Below are 14,104 nucleotides of genomic sequence, written 5' to 3'. Positions count from 1 at the left end.
AGGGGTCGCAGCTGAACCAGGGGCGTCGGGTGGTCCTGCTTCCGTGGGCGGTTCCGAGGGCGGTGCCGTGGTCGGCGCGGGCCCTGTTTCCGAGGGTGCCCCTGGGGTCGGCGCGGGCCCTACGTCCGAGGGCGGCCCTGGGGCTGGCGCGGGCCCCACGTCCGAGGGCGGCCCTGAGCCGGTGGCCGCCGCTGAGCCCGCTGCCGGGTCCGGGTCCGGGTTCGGCGTCGGGCTCGCTCCCACGTTCGAGTCCGACTCTGTGTCCGTCGCTGATCCGGTGTCCGTGGCCGACCCCGGGGCAGTGCCCATGCCCGGCGTTGGTCCTGCGCCGGCTCCCGGGTCCGAGACCGTGCCCACTTCCGTTGCCGGGCCGGCGGATGTCGGCGGCCCTGGGCCGCAGGCCGGTGCTGGCGCGGGGCCCGGCCGCGCCACCGGCGGTGTGCGATTGCCCGGGGCCTGGCAACTCGGCCTGCTGCGAGGCGCGATGGAGATCAAACTCTTCTTCCGCCAGCGCGAGCAGGTTGTTTTCACTTTCGCCTTCCCCATCATCTTCCTCTTCCTCTTCGCTTCGATCTTCAGCGACAACATGAAGAACACCGGCACCAGCGCTTCCCAGTACTACGTCACATCCATGATCGCCTCCGGCATCATGTCGACCAGCTTTCAGTCGTTGGGCATCTCGATCGCCATCGAGCGGGACGAGAAAGTCCTGCGGCGGCTGCGCGGCACCCCCATGCCGCCGGCTGCGTACTTCCTCGGAAAGATCTGGCTGGTCTTGACCACGGGTATCCTCGAAACGGCTATCCTTCTTGTCTTCGGCACCACTGTGTACGGTGTGGATCTGCCCGCCACGCCCGTCAAGTGGCTGACCCTCGGCTGGGTGTTCGTCCTCGGCATCACCGGCTGTGCGCTTCTCGGCATCGCGATCAGCAGCGTCCCGAGGTCCGGTCGCAGTGCCACCTCAGTGGTCGTTCTCCCCTTCCTGGTGCTCCAGTTCATCTCCGGCGTCTACATCTTGATTGACACGATTCCGCACTGGATGCTCACGGTCGGTTCGTTCTTTCCACTCAAATGGCTCTGCCAGGGTCTGCGCGGCGTCTTCCTCCCGCAGGCCGCGGCCGCCCTCGAACCGGCCGGCGCCTGGGAGTTCGGCCGGACCGCCCTCGTTCTCGGCGCATGGTGCGTCGGTGGTCTGCTGCTGTGTCTGTTCACTTTCCGGTGGAAGAGCCGCAACGACGCTTGAGGCAGCGCTGCGAGGCAGCGCCGTGCAACGGTGGAAGCTCGGTGGGGCGCGACGCTGACCGCGCTGACCGCGCTGACCGCGGTGCGTGGTGGGCTCCCGTGGTTGTCCGCTATATCGCGCGTGCGCGCGGCTCGTTGAATCGTCCGGGCTGGGGCTGGGAAGGCCGGTCCGTGGGCGGTTCCGGCGTGATCGTGGGGAGTTCGCGCCGGCCTCGGAGCCGACGGCGAATTTGGTTGATATTCATGGACATGGCGGCCTCGCATTCTCGTGTTCGAGCCGTGGGAAGGAAACGAGGGAACGGCCGTGCCGAACAAGCGCGATTCGCCTTCGTTTTGGTCAACGCTACGACGCGCTGCGCGATATGTCGTCAACCCACGGGTGGAGCCAGGGTGGACAAATTTCTCCACCTGCGAATCAACCCTGGGGTGGACGACACGGCGCGGTCTCGCCCGTAAATTTTCGAGCAGCGGGAAATCCCGCGAGACCGTGAATTCGCATATTAACGGAAAGGACGGCTGTCGTGAGCCAGTTGCGGGGCTTCTTCCCCTGGATCGTGTTCTCCGCTGTATCGGGGCTCGTCTGGTCGTGGGCGGCGCTCCTCTCACTCGCGCTGGGTGCGCTGTTCCTGGCGAAGGACCGCCGAGCCGGCGTGCCCGCGGACGCGCAAATATTGGAGTTCGGCGCGGTGGGTTACTTCGGCGTGCTGACCGCGGTGGCCTTCGTCGACCCGCACGCGCCCGTGCGCGACTATGCGAGTGGGCTGTCGTCGGCGTGGCTGGCGCTGATAGCGGCGGTGACGCTGCTCGTTCGGCGGCCGTTCGTCCTGGGCATTGCCAAGCGCCGTACTCCGCCGGCGGTTTGGGGGTCTCCGGTGTTTCGCCGCACCTGCGGGGTGCTGACCAGCGCGTGGGCGGTCGGCTTCGCGCTCAGCGCGGTCGCCACCCTCGCCTGCGAGGCCGTGGACTCCGGGATGCTGTCGTGTGTCGGCGCCCAGATAGTGGGGTTGGGGCTGCCGGTGGTGTTCACGCGCTTCTACGTGAAGGGAGTTCGTGAGCGGGTGAGCGGCGCCGGCTCGCAGGAGATAGCGGCAGGCGGCGCGGGCGCGACGTTTGGTGCTGCTCCTGCGGTGGCCCTGGCGGCCAGTGCGGTCGGCGGCCGGTGATGCTCCGGCGGCGGTGTGTTCTGGAGGATCGTCGTTGCCACGCGCCGACGCGCCCCGCTTGGGGCGGGACGCGTCTGTGCGCAGGGCGCGGGTGGAGCTGGGCTCAGGTCAGCAGGAGAGGTTGCTTCCGGCGGGGACGCCGAGGATGGAAGTGAAGTTCTCGTAGGCGTTGACGCGGTCCTGGACCTCGGCCGGGTTGCCGCCGTTGCACTCGACGCTGCCGTTGATGCTGCGGATGGTCTCGCCGAAGCCGGCGCCGTTGACCATGGCGTTGTGCGCGGTCATGGTGCCGGGCCCGGTCTGGGTGTCCCAGTACCAGAGGCCGGTCTTCCAGGCGACGGCCGCGTCGGTCTGCACCAGGTTGGGGTTGTCGAGGAGGTCGATGCCGAGCGCGTCGCCGGCAGCCTTGTAGTTGAAGTTCCAGCTCAGCTGGATGGGGCCGCGTCCGTAGTAGGCGGACTGGCCGGCCGGGCACCCGTACGACTGGCTGGTGTCGCAGTAGTGCGAGTAGTTGGAGGTGTTCTGTTCCACGATGTAGACGAGGCCGCCGGTCTCGTGGCTGACGTTGGCGAGGAAGGCCGCGGCCTCCTGCTTCTGCACGGTTGCGCTGCCGGTGGTGGCGAAGCCCGGGTAGGCGCTGAGGGCGGCGGTCAGCCCAGCGTAGGTGTAGAAGGGGTTCCGGTTCGGGAACATCGTGTTGAACTGGGCCTCACTGACCACGAATCCGCCGCTGCTGGGGGGCGTGGTGCCGCCGCCGGAGCAGGTGTAGGGGCTCCAGTACCAGGTGCTGATGGTGGGGTCGTAGCCCGGGTTGTCGTGGGTGGCGATGTAGTCGCTGCCGTTGCTGTACTGCACGATGTCGCCGGTGACGTAGTTCTGGCCGGCGACCCAGGCGGGGTAGCTGCAGCTGCCGTTGCCGCCGGTCGAGCCGCCGGAGGAACTGCCACAGCCGCCTTGGTCGGCCCAGACGTCGGCGGCACCGGGCGTCTCGCCCTGGGTCCACCACTTCGCCGACCAGTTGTGCCCATTGTAGGAGGCGGTCTGGCCGCCGGTGTAGACGGAGGAGGAGCTCCAAGCGGCCGCGCAGTCGGCGGCCGAGGCGGTGGATGCGAAGGGGACCAGGACAGCCAAGCCGACCGCTACCGCGAGTGCGGTGAGGAAGGCGATGAACCGTTGTCTGGACACGTGACCACTCCTAGTGGGGGGTGCGAAGTGGGACCGGGAGCAGCACTCAAACGGAAATGGTCTGAACCTGTCAATAGTCCAGACCAATCCTCGGTGGTGGTCGGGAGGTGTGAGAGGTGGGATTGAGCCCGTTGTGCGCGCGGTGGTGTCCGATGCTGTCCGTGGTGCAGGGGTTACGGAGAGGGTGTGAAACGGCAGAAGGGAGGGGCGAGATGGGGAGCGAACGGGAGATGAGCGGGGTGGCCGGATGCCGTGAGCGGCACGGCGCTGCTCCCCGGCGTCCCGGAGGGCGTACGGGTCGGCGCTGGTCAGCTGTCGCGGGTGATCCAGTCGCTGCTGCCGAGTGGGTAGTCGTAGCCGGGGCGGTCGACATCGGCGCTGGTGCGGAACGGGGAGCCGTTGTTGTCGATGTGGACGGTGCCGTGGTGGCTGCCACTGGACCAGTCCAGGGTGAGGTCCCAGCGGACATCGTGTGCCTTGGTGTGGGCGGTGACGTAGAAGACCTCGGGATCGGACTCGCTGACTTTGTAGGGGAAGTCGCGCTGGCCGTTTTTGACGGTGACGGTGGGGCTGCCGTTGTCGAGGTCGATGTCGAAGGACTTGGAGTCGACGCCGCCGCCGCAGCCGACGCCCATGGAGTAGTCGTTCCAGGCGAGCGGTGCGCTCTTGGTGAGGGCGCGGACGTGCAGGGCCTCCAGGACGACGGTTTCCGAGCCTGTGCCCTGGACGGTGAGGGCGACGCGCTGCTCGTCGGAGGAGACGGCGCCGTAGGCCGCGGCCCAGCGAGTGGCGTCCTGTTCGCCCGCCGGCGGGCCGACCTGGGCGGGTTCGCTGTCGACGAGGAAGTGCTGGCTGCACGGGCTGTCGTAGACGTAGGGACGGACGCCGACCGTGACAGGAGTGGCGTTGCCGAGGGTGTCGGGAGGAGCGGTTGTCGTGGGGGTGGAGCTGGGATGCGGAGTGCCGGTTGCGCCGGAGCCGTTGGTCGACGGGGAGGAGGTGGGGGTGCGGTGAGGGCTGGTTGGGGAGGAGGTGGGGGAGGGTGGCGCGGCGTCGTTCGCGGTGCTGTTCGCCGTGGCGCCGACCGCCTGTTGGTCCCGGGAGTCGTGGTCGTTGCCGCTCCACGGGTGGGTGACAAGCGTGGCAGTGGCGAGGATGACGGCGGCTGCGGCGGACGCGATCAGAGCGGTGCGGCGTCGGCGCGGGGAGGTGGGGCTGCTCGGGAGGCTGGAGACGACGGGCTCGTCCGGAGCGGTCGGTGCCGCGAGGTGGGCCGGTTCGCCCGGCTGGTCCGGTGGGGCGGTGGTCGTGCCGGTGGTAGGGCGGTCCGAGTCGTCCGGCGTGTCCGAGCCTTCCGGGCTGTCGGGGCCGGGGTGCTCCGGTGCCGGGATCGGGGCGCTCGGGGCCGGGGGTGGGGGCGGGCCGGGTTGCGCGGCTTTGGCCCGCCGGATGGCGTCGGCCAGCACCCAGCGGCGGTGGAGTTCGACGAGTTCCTGCGGGGTGGCGCGGCAGGCGCGGGCGAGGCGTTCCACCGGGGCGTACTCGGTGGGGATCGCGGTCCCGTTGCAGTAGCGGTGCAGGGTGGAGGTGCTCATGTGCAGCCGCTTGGCGAGGGCTCCGTAGCTCAGGCCGGAGCGGTTCTTGAGTTCGAGCAACAGTGTTGCGAACTCGTTGGTCTCCCCGGGCTCTGCTGCATCCGACAACGCTTCCTCCCCTTGACGCCGTTGCCTTCATCCAAGCATCTCGGGTACCCGAACGGCGAAAGCAGGTGCGGGGGAGGGCGGGTGCGTCGGGGGCGGGCCGTACAACTGTTGGCGCGGGTGGCGAGTCGTACGGTGCGGTGTTCGCCGGGAGTTCGCCTGGAGTACGGGCGGCGGTCGGTCCGGTGGCGGTGGAACGGAGCTCATATGTCTCGACGCATCTCCGGTGGCAGACGCAAGGTCGCGTCGGCGGTCGCCGTTGTCATGACTGTTGCCGCGGGAGCGGCCGGTGCGGTGGCCGTGCCCGCCGGTGCGGTGGGAGTGGAGGCGGGGACGGCGCGGAAGGTGCCGGTGGTCGACTTCAACGGGGACGGCCACGCCGACATGGCGGTCGGTTCGCCGAACGGCACGGCGAGCGGGAAGGCAGCGGCGGGCTATGTGTCGGTCGTGTATGGAGCGGCCGGGGGTGTGGATCAGGCGAAGCACTATCTGTTCGGCCAGGACAGCCCGGGGATACCGGGTGCGTCGGAGACGGGCGACCGTTTCGGGTCCACGGTGGTCCCGGTGGACCTCGACGGGGACGGCTACACGGATCTGGTCGTCGGTGCGTCGGGCGAGGACGTCGGCAGTGGTGCGTCGGGTGTCGACGCGGGCATGGTGACGGTGTTGTGGGGCGGTCCGTCCGGTCTGAGGGACGCCACCGCTGTTGACACCGGTGCCACGGCCCGCGCGGGAGTCGGTGGGTTCCTCCAGGCCGGGGACTTCGACGGCGACGGCCGGCCGGAGCTGGTCACGTCCCACGGTGACCAGTCGTTGTGGACGCTGTCCGGGATCGGCAGGGACGGCAAGGTCGCCTCGGTGTCGGACCTCGACCTGTGGAAAGTGGCGAGCGGGATCACGGTGATCCTGCACAGCATCGCGGCCGGGGACGTCAACGGGGACGGCATCAGCGACCTGGTGGCGCTGGTGACGGACACGGACGAGTCCGACGCGTATCGCGGGTACATCCTGCTGGGCGGCGCGAACGGCTTCACGTCAGCCGGCTATGCCAGGCAGGCGGGCGGGGAGCGGCTGCCCGGCCAGAGCGTGGCGATCGGTGATGTGAACGGGGACGGCTACGGCGACATCGTCTTCGGCCACAGCACCGACTTCTACGACAGCGACGAGGACCTGCCGGTGAAGGGCGGCGCGGTGGCGGTCGCGTACGGCGGGCCCGGTGGGCAGAGCAGCACGCTGGCGCCGCAGTGGATCAACCAGGACACCGCGGGGGTGCCCGGTGTGAGTGAGACCGGGGACCGGATGGGGGCGTCCGTTGCGGTCGGGGATGTGAACGGGGACGGGTATGCCGACATCGTGGCGGGCATACCCGGGGAGGACTACGACGGGTTGACGGATGCCGGCTCGTTCGTCCTGCTGCGCGGGACGGCGAAGGGGGTGACGGGGGCCGGTTCGCAGGTGTTCAGCCAGAACTCCGCCGGGGTGCCGGGGGTGTCCGAGAGTGGGGACCGGTTCGGGGCGGTGACGGGGGTGATACCCGCGGAGTCGTCCGACCCGGCCCAGGTGGTGATCGGCGACCCGGACGAGAACGGCGGGAACGGCGCGGTGTGGGTGCTGCACGGCACCGGTACCGGGCTGACCGGCACCGGGACCGTCAACTTTGGGTCCGTCACCATGGGCACCAGCGGTGTCGGCGCCTACTTCGGTGACGAACTGAGCACCACGCCGCGCGATCTGGACCTGGACCAGAGCGCCTGACGGGAGGTCGGTCGGGCCGCGGGGAGGGCTACTGGTTGAGGCTCGTGGCGGCGATGCCGATGCGGTTCCAGGCGTTGGTGGCCGCGATCGTCCAGGTCAGGCGGACGGTCGCGGTGTCACCGAGGTGGCGGGCGGCCTCGGCGTGGACATCGGCGGGGACGGTGCCCCCGACCGGCCGGGTGAGGTGTTCGGCGAGGGCGAGCCCGGCGCGCTCGGCGGGGGTGAACTCGGCCGAGTCGGCCCACCCGTCCAGTGCCGCGAGCTTGGCCGAGGACTGTCCGGCGGCGAGGGCGCCCTTGCGGTGGAGGCCGGTGCAGTAGGTGCAGCCGTTGAGTTGGGAGACGTGCAGGCTGACGAGTTCGGCGAGGTCGGGGGCGAGGCCGTCGCCGGCGATCCGGCTGAGGTCGGTCAGCGCCTGGAGGGCGTCGGGGGCGGCGGCGGTGGGGTTGAGGTTCGACATGGGGGTGGGCCTTCCACGGTGGGGGTCAGTGGTCAGGGGCAGCTTGTTCGAAGCTCACCCGCTGCTCCGGGGCGAGCCCCAGGTCGGGCCCGGTCACGGGGGTGCCGGTGCGGATGAGGATGTTGTAGTGGTTGGGGAAGTGGCAGGCGTCGAAGCCGAGGACGGTGCCGACGGTGTGGTCTCCGATGCGTACGGTGTCGCCGCGGTCGATGACGCCGCCGCGCTCCAGCTCGACGAAGCCGAGGAAGCCGACGCGGTCGATCCGGGCACCGGGCGCGGGGTCGGTGTGGTCGGTGGTGACCAGTTCGTGTACCTCGCCCGCGCGGACGCAGCGGCTGGCGTGGGGTTCCAGGGTCATGCCGCGGTCGTCGCGGCGGTGGAGGAGGATCTTGACGAGGCTGCCGTGGACGGTCCGCTTGGCGCCGTTCTCGCGAAGGGCCGTCGGCGCGGTGGCCGGCCTCGGTGGTGGGGTGGGGGCTGGGGTCAGCATGCGGGTGCCTCTGCCGGTCGGGGGTGGGAGGGTACGGGCCCGGGGGGCCAGGGTTCGGCGCGGTCGTAGGCGGCTTCGACGAGGTGCAGGGCGGCGGCGCCGCCGCGGTCGGGGCGGGGCGGGGCGTCGAGCCGGCGGGCGAAGTCGGCGACGATCGCCTCGTACTCGTGGTGGAGCGAGGCTTTGAAACCGTGGTGGCCGGCGAGCATGTCGGCGTGGTGGACGGAGCCGTCGGCCAACGTGACCTGGATGTCCTTGAGTTCGCCGGGATAGGACCAGTCGAGCTCGACGGTTGCGCGGGCGGTGCCGTCTGGGGAGCGCAGCGCGATCGTGGCCTGGCGGTCCAGTCCGGAGGCGTCGCGGCGGATGCGGGAGCGTTCGACGGTCACCTCGCCCAGCAGGAGGCGGACGAGGTCGAAGGCGTTGGGACCGTTGTCGGCGACGCATCCGCCGCCGCACCGGACCGGGTCCAGATACCAGCGGTCGGGCCCGACATGCTCCTCGATGCGTTCGAGGTAGCGGACCGTGACCTGCTCGACGGGCACGTTCCGCGGCAGCCGGACGACGAGCGCGCCGACGGCGGAGTTGTAGCGCCGGTGGAAGGCGGTGAGGAGTGTGGCGCCGTACTCCCCGGCGAGGGCGGTGAGTTCGGCGCCCGCGGTGCTGGTCAGGGCGAGGGGCTTCTCCACGCAGACGGACACGCCCGCGCGGAGGAAGTCGGCGCAGACCGGGGCGTGGGCGTCGTTGGGGACGGTGACGATGACGCCGTCGAGGGAAGGGTGTGCGGCGAGGAGTTCGTGGTGGTCCCGGTAGCCGAGGACCGGGCCGGACGGGTCCTCGGCCGTACGCGTTCCCGGACCCGTTGCCGTCCAGGGCGCCAATGCGGCCGGGTCGCGGTCGCAGACGGCGGTGAGCTGCATGGCGGGGGAGGCGTCGAGCGCGGCGAGGTAGAAGCGGGAGATGACGCCGAGGCCGACCACGGCGACGGAGGGGCGGGCCATCAGCGCACACCGTCCAGGTGCGCGGCGCGGTCCGCACCGGCACGCTCGTCCGCGCCCGCGCGCTCGTCCGTACCCGTACCCGTACCCGTACGGTTCAGCGGCACCGGCGTGGTCAGCCCGAACTTCTCGGCCACGTCCGCGAGTTCCCGGTACTGGCGGCAGCTGATCGGCACCCCGGTGGCGCGGCGGGTGCGGGCCCGCTCGCCCTCGGGCCACCCCGGGTAGCGCACGGGGGAAGCCACATCGAGGGGCGGGCAGTCCAGCAGGCTGCCGAACAGCGCGCCCGCGTCCGCCGCGAACTCCTCCTTCGGGCGCAGCAGCGCGGGGGCGATCGCGGCGACCAGGTAGCCGATGTCGTCGTCGCGGCCGGACGGGCGGCCGTCGCCGTTCAGCGCCGCCGGCGCCGGACCGAGGCCGGAACCACTCACCAGCCCGGCCAGCACCTCCACCGCGAGCCCGAGCCCGTACCCCTTGTACACGCCGGTCTCGGCAGTCCCGCCGAGCCAGCCGAGGTGCGCGCGGCCGAGGTCGAAGGCCGCGGGGTCGGTGACGGGCAGGCCGTCGTCGCCGGTCAGCCAGCCTTCCGGCACCTGCCGTCCGGCGCGAGCGGCGGCGCGGACGCGGCCGGTGGGCACGACGGTGGTGCTCATGTCGAGGACGAACGGGTGGTGCGGCCCGGCGGGCGCGGCGACGGCCAGCGGGTTGGTGCCGAGCATCGTGACCTGGCCGCCCGGCGGGCGGGCGATGCGCTGGCCGCCGCAGTTGGAGGCCACCAGGCCGACCAGACCGCGGTGGGCCGCGCGCGCCGCGTGATAGCCGGCGCAGCCGAAGTGGGTGGCGCCGTACACGCTGACCAGGCCGATGCCGAACTGCTCGGCGCGCTCGACGGCGAGGTCCATCGCCTCCGCCGCCGCCCACAGGCCGAGCGCCCGGTGCGCGTCCACCCGCAGCGCGGCGCCGAGGTCGGTGACGGGCTCCGGTTCGGCCGCCGGATCGGTCCGGCGCTGCTCGAACAGCGGCAGGTACTGGCGGGTGAGGTTGGCCAGCCCATGGGAGTCCATGCCCGACAGGTCGCCGTAGCACAGCGCTTCGGCGGCGGTGGCGGCGCGCGGCGCGGGCACGCCGCAGCGTACGAACACGTCGGTGACGAACGCCAGCAGGTCGTCGTACGCGAGGCGCACCGTGCCGTCGGACGTCTGCGCCCGCGCCTGCGCTTGTGCCTGCGCGGGGAAGCCGGACAACGGTGGGTTGGGCAACGGCATCGGGAAGTCTTCTCCTGACAGGCTGGACGGGGCGGAAGGGCTGGACGGGCTGGACGAGAAGGGGGCATACGGGGCGGACGGCGGTGGGCACGCAGCGGGCGGCGCGGGAGGCGCGGACGTACGGAAGGCGCCGAGCAGCCGCGGCACCGTTGCCGCGAACCCCTCCAGCTCCGCGAGGTCCGCGAACTCCCCTTCCGCGTGTGCCCGGTTGGCGTCGAGACTCCCGGGGCCGAGTACGACGCAGTGCGCGCCCGCCACACCGGACGTCCAGATCGCGTCGCAGGTGAACCCGGGCTCCTCGGCCGGCCACGGCGGGATCGCGGCGCGCTCCAGGAGCGCCCCGAGCCAGGGGGACGCGTCGCCGCCGAGGACGGGCAGGCCGCGCTTGAGCCACTCCAGCCGTACGATGCCCGGCGCGTCGCGGGCGGTCCGGGCGAACCGGCGGGTCCGGCCGAAGACGGCGGCGAAGGCGCGCAGGCCGTCGTCGACGGCCTCGCGCACCAAACGCTCCAGCCGCCGCGCGGTGGCGGGCGCACCGTAGGAGAGGTTGAGGAGCAGCTGCCCGCGCCCGTGCACACGATTGTGGAGAGTGCCGGTGTGCAGGCCGGCGACACACAACTGGCCGTCGGCCGGGGCCAGTTCCGGGTCGAGTACGGCGGCGAGGTGCTGGGCGAGGAAGCCGAGCAGGACGGTGGCGTTGTGGCCGGCCGCGGGGCGGTCGTCGATCGCGTCGTCGCCGTGGACGCTGAGGAGCGCGGTCATCGCGGCGGTGCAGCGCGTCAGGGCGCGGCCGCCGGTGGGTTCGCAGAAGACGTTCAGCCGCCCGTGGTGCCCGGCTTCGACCAGCGGGCGGGTGCCGAAGGTGCCGAGCGCGCCGCCCTCCTCGCCGGCGACGGCCTGGATCAGCACCCGGGTGTCCCGGGCGAGACCGGGCAACTCCCCGAGCGCGCGCCGCAGTCCGGCCAGCAGCGCGACGGCCGGTCCCTTCGCGTCGATGGCGCCGCGGCCGTGGAAGCGCGCGCCGTCGAAGGAGACCGGTTCGACGCCGGCGACGGTGTCGAGGTGGACGTTGAACATCACGGTGCGCTCGTGCGGCGCGTCCGCCGGGCCGAGCGCCAGCACCAGGCTGGGCTGGCAGGCGAGGAACTCCGGCTGCGCGGCGGCGGTTCGGCGGACGAGGACCGGCACGTCGTCGCGGGCAAGGCAGTCGGGCGGCGCCGCGGCGTGGTGGAGCACGTGGAAGCCGAGCGCGGCGGCGGCCTCGGCGTAGCGCCGTCCCGCGGCCCACAGCTCGGGGGCGGGCGCGCCGGGGCCGCACTCGAGCGGGCCTGCCGTGGGCAGGGCGAGCAGGTCGAGCAGCAAGGTATGGTCGGCGGGGCTGAGCAGGTTCACCGGGCGGACTCCTGCCGCTCAAGATCCTTCGCCACGGCGGCGGTCGGGGGCGCGAGGGCCTCGTCGAGCAGGCGCCGCAGCGCAAGGCCGCACCGGACGAACGCGGCGCGGCACTCCTCGGCCGGGTCGCGGTGGTCCTCGTGCGGCCGCACCGCGATGTGCGGTTCGAGCGACAGCGCGCCCCGGTAGCCGTGGGCCAGCAGCAGCCGCACGCTGTCGGCGACCCGCAGGTCACCGGTGCCGGGCACGCAGTAGCGGACGGCGCCGCCGGGGGACAGGACGGCGTCCTTGATGTGCACGTGGTGAATCCGGTCGGCGTACGGCAGCAGGTCGGTCAGCAGCCGGTGGCCGTCGTAGCCGTAGGCGGGACCGTTGCCGGTGTCGAAGAGCAGGGCGAGGCCCGGGCCGGCCGCCTCCAGCAGGCGGACCATGCGGTGCGGGTCGCTGCCCGCCCAGCCGGCGCAGTTCTCGTGCAGCAGCGTCAGCCCGGAGGCGGCCGCGCGGGCGGACAACTCCCGTACGCGAAACAGCACTTCCCGTTCCCACGCGGCGGCGTCGAGGCCGCCGTCGGACGGGTCGGCGGGGTTCGGGTACGACATCACCCGCACGTAGCGGGTGCCGAGGCGGGCGCAACGCCGGGCCAGGACGTCGAGTTCGGCCAGGTCCGCGGCGAAGTCGCCGGTCACCGGCCGGGCCCAGCCGCCGATCCGGGCGTCCACCGCGACGACGGACAGCCCGGCGTCCAGGAGCGCCCCGGCGGCCCGGTCGAACGCGGCCGCGGACAGCTCGGCGAGCGGTGTCCCGTCCACGGTCCGCAGCTCGACCGAGCGCCAACCGAGCGCGGTGACGGCCTCGATCTGGCCCTCGATGCCGAGTGCGGCCTCGTCGCCGATCCCGGTCAGCGCGACGCCGCCGGACGCGGCAGTGGACGTGGCGGTGGACATGTCGACGCGCGGCCCGGGGCGCGGCACGGACCCAGGGCGCACGGCTTCAGCGGACACCGGTCAACTCCCTTCCCTGGAGCGGAATCTCCGCAGCGGCAGCGGCAGCGGCAGCGGCGACGGAGGGGGCAGCGGAAGGGGAAGCGGCAGCGCCAGGGGCAGCGGCCAACTCCTTCGCCCGGCCGAGCAGCTCGACCACCCGTGCTTGCTGCTCGACGGTGGCGGGGCAGGGACCGTCGCCGCCGAAGTACGCGTAGGCGCGCAGCATGAACTCCGTCAGGGCCTCGTCGCGGAACACCTCCCGCCGCTCGGTGGCCGAGTCCGCGGCGGTGAGCCGGAGTTGGGCGTACCGGTCGTAGGAGTCGGCCGGGTAGTGGCCGACGGCGGTGCCGTGCTCGAACAGCAGCGTGATCCGCCGCTCCCGCACCGGCGAGGTGAGGTCGGAGCGTACGACGCTGCGTACGCCGCCGCGGTGGGCGAGGGCGAGGGTGGCGCCACCGAGCCGGGGCAGGCACCGCCCGTCCACCCGGAGGTCGGTACAGTCGGCGGAGACCACCTCGGCGTCGCCGGCCAGCCTGAGCAGGACGCCCAGCGCGTGCGGGACCTCCACGTCGAACGCCGTCGGGTGCCCCGAGGTGGCCAGCGAGCGCTGGAAACGCGGCTTGTCCTGGACGACGGAGATCTGCCGCAGCGCGCCCAGCGTATCCAGCGCACCCGCGGCGGCACCCACCGCAGACCGGTGGCCCTCCGTCTCCTCGGCACCTCGGCCCGCCACGAGCGCGGCCAGCCGGTCGGTCAGGGTGCTCGCCAACCACGGTGCCACCACGGCCGTTCGCAGGTCCGGCCGGAGGCCCTCCTGCCGCAGCGACGCCAGCAGCCGTGCCAGGTCGTCCGGTCCCGCGGCGAGCGGCTTCTCCAGCAGCAGCTTGCGGAAGCCGAGTCGGAGCAGCTCCGATACGACCTCGACCCGCGCGACCGGAGGCGTGCAGACGTGGACGACGGTCCGCTCCGGGTCCAGCTCCCGCCGGGCCGCCGCGAGCGAGGCCACCAGGTGCCGCCCCGCCCCGGCCTGCCGGGCCCGCGCGGCGGGGTCCTGGTCGTAGCCGACCACCGGTTCAGGGGCGAAGCAACGATCCTGCCGCGCCCGGGCCTTGGCGAGGACCGGCAGGTGCAGACCCGCCCCCGCCCGGCCGAGGCCGACGACCAACGTGCGCAGCATCTCCAGCATCAGCCTTCTGTCGACAGCGGGGGAACGTTTCGTGCGGGAAACGGATCAAGCGGGGGCGGGGCAACGCCGGTCAGCCTGCGCGTACGAACCGGATGAAGTCAACGAAACGCGCCGATCACTCCCTTTTCGCGTGAATACCCCGAACGAACGCGCAGTCCACCGCGATTCGTTGGAGCGGCTGCCCTACCGTCGGGAGCGGTTCGTCCGGGGCGCGAGGTCCGGGGCGCCGAACACGCGCCGGCGCAAGCGCCTGACCCATCCGCCAGGTGCGCCCGGTGCGCCCGG

Annotated in this window: 11 protein-coding genes; 3 read left to right on the top strand and 8 right to left on the bottom strand. The window is 72.3% G+C overall.

Annotation, left to right across the window (positions count from 1 at the left end; all coding sequences use genetic code 11):
* The first annotated feature begins 484 nt into the window (after positions 1-484).
* Entirely contained in the window at positions 485-1,243 is a 759-nt protein-coding gene (locus WA788_RS09925; RefSeq protein ID WP_335975222.1) for an ABC transporter permease, read from the top strand.
* 520 nt (positions 1,244-1,763) lie between these two features.
* Complete coding sequence (locus WA788_RS09920) at positions 1,764-2,405, top strand: hypothetical protein (protein WP_335974480.1); 642 nt, start codon at positions 1,764-1,766, stop codon at positions 2,403-2,405.
* A gap of 108 nt (positions 2,406-2,513) precedes the next feature.
* On the opposite strand, the gene WA788_RS09915 is transcribed toward WA788_RS09920, so the two are convergent.
* Together WA788_RS09915 and WA788_RS09910 are read right to left on the bottom strand one after the other, a co-directional pair.
* Positions 2,514-3,572 carry a glycoside hydrolase family 19 protein gene (locus WA788_RS09915; protein ID WP_435129436.1) on the bottom strand — a complete coding sequence of 353 codons (1,059 nt, stop codon included), beginning with the start codon at positions 3,570-3,572 and terminating at the stop codon, positions 2,514-2,516.
* Between the two features lie 326 nt (positions 3,573-3,898).
* A complete protein-coding gene (locus WA788_RS09910) occupies positions 3,899-5,293 on the bottom strand; it encodes a helix-turn-helix domain-containing protein (protein WP_335974472.1) in 1,395 nt (464 codons plus the stop codon).
* Positions 5,294-5,497: 204 nt separating this feature from the next.
* Here WA788_RS09910 and WA788_RS09905 point away from each other — a divergent pair, with 204 nt between their 5' ends.
* Positions 5,498-7,045, top strand: a complete 1,548-nt coding sequence (locus WA788_RS09905) for an FG-GAP-like repeat-containing protein (protein ID WP_335974468.1) — start codon at positions 5,498-5,500, stop codon at positions 7,043-7,045.
* Between the two features lie 28 nt (positions 7,046-7,073).
* Here the strand turns inward: WA788_RS09905 and WA788_RS09900 are convergent, their stop codons facing one another.
* The 6 genes from WA788_RS09900 to WA788_RS09875 are packed head-to-tail and all read right to left on the bottom strand — an operon-like array spanning position 7,074 to position 13,819.
* Complete coding sequence (locus WA788_RS09900) at positions 7,074-7,505, bottom strand: carboxymuconolactone decarboxylase family protein (RefSeq protein WP_335974465.1); 432 nt, start codon at positions 7,503-7,505, stop codon at positions 7,074-7,076.
* A gap of 25 nt (positions 7,506-7,530) precedes the next feature.
* Complete coding sequence (locus WA788_RS09895; protein WP_335974464.1) at positions 7,531-7,995, bottom strand: DUF6917 domain-containing protein; 465 nt, start codon at positions 7,993-7,995, stop codon at positions 7,531-7,533.
* Positions 7,989-8,996 (bottom strand): Gfo/Idh/MocA family protein, encoded by a 1,008-nt coding sequence (locus WA788_RS09890; RefSeq protein WP_335974462.1) that lies wholly within the window; start codon positions 8,994-8,996, stop codon positions 7,989-7,991. The genes WA788_RS09895 and WA788_RS09890 overlap by 7 nt, the downstream gene beginning before the upstream one ends.
* Entirely contained in the window at positions 8,996-11,650 is a 2,655-nt protein-coding gene (locus WA788_RS09885; RefSeq protein WP_335974458.1) for an Ldh family oxidoreductase, read from the bottom strand. The genes WA788_RS09890 and WA788_RS09885 overlap by 1 nt, the downstream gene beginning before the upstream one ends.
* Positions 11,647-12,651 (bottom strand): sugar phosphate isomerase/epimerase family protein, encoded by a 1,005-nt coding sequence (locus tag WA788_RS09880; protein ID WP_335974454.1) that lies wholly within the window; start codon positions 12,649-12,651, stop codon positions 11,647-11,649. Before WA788_RS09880 ends, WA788_RS09885 begins: the two co-directional genes overlap by 4 nt.
* A complete protein-coding gene (locus WA788_RS09875; RefSeq protein ID WP_335974450.1) occupies positions 12,641-13,819 on the bottom strand; it encodes a Gfo/Idh/MocA family oxidoreductase in 1,179 nt (392 codons plus the stop codon). Before WA788_RS09875 ends, WA788_RS09880 begins: the two co-directional genes overlap by 11 nt.
* Between the last annotated feature and the right edge of the window lie 285 nt (positions 13,820-14,104).

Source organism: Streptomyces sp. CA2R106 (assembly GCF_037034245.1).
Classification (GTDB): domain Bacteria; phylum Actinomycetota; class Actinomycetes; order Streptomycetales; family Streptomycetaceae; genus Actinacidiphila.
Note: the sequence above shows the minus strand (reverse complement) of the source record. Positions and strands in the feature narration are given on the sequence as shown.

What these genes read in the sequence shown, in the direction of transcription:
- WA788_RS09925 (WP_335975222.1), top strand. Translation starts at nt 485, where the DNA reads ATGGAGATCAAACTCTTCTTCCGCCAGCGCGAGCAGGTTGTTTTCACT.
- WA788_RS09895 (WP_335974464.1), bottom strand. Translation starts at nt 7,995, where the DNA reads ATGCTGACCCCAGCCCCCACCCCACCACCGAGGCCGGCCACCGCGCCG.
- WA788_RS09900 (WP_335974465.1), bottom strand. Translation starts at nt 7,505, where the DNA reads ATGTCGAACCTCAACCCCACCGCCGCCGCCCCCGACGCCCTCCAGGCG.
- WA788_RS09890 (WP_335974462.1), bottom strand. Translation starts at nt 8,996, where the DNA reads ATGGCCCGCCCCTCCGTCGCCGTGGTCGGCCTCGGCGTCATCTCCCGC.
- WA788_RS09875 (WP_335974450.1), bottom strand. Translation starts at nt 13,819, where the DNA reads ATGCTGGAGATGCTGCGCACGTTGGTCGTCGGCCTCGGCCGGGCGGGG.
- WA788_RS09905 (WP_335974468.1), top strand. Translation starts at nt 5,498, where the DNA reads ATGTCTCGACGCATCTCCGGTGGCAGACGCAAGGTCGCGTCGGCGGTC.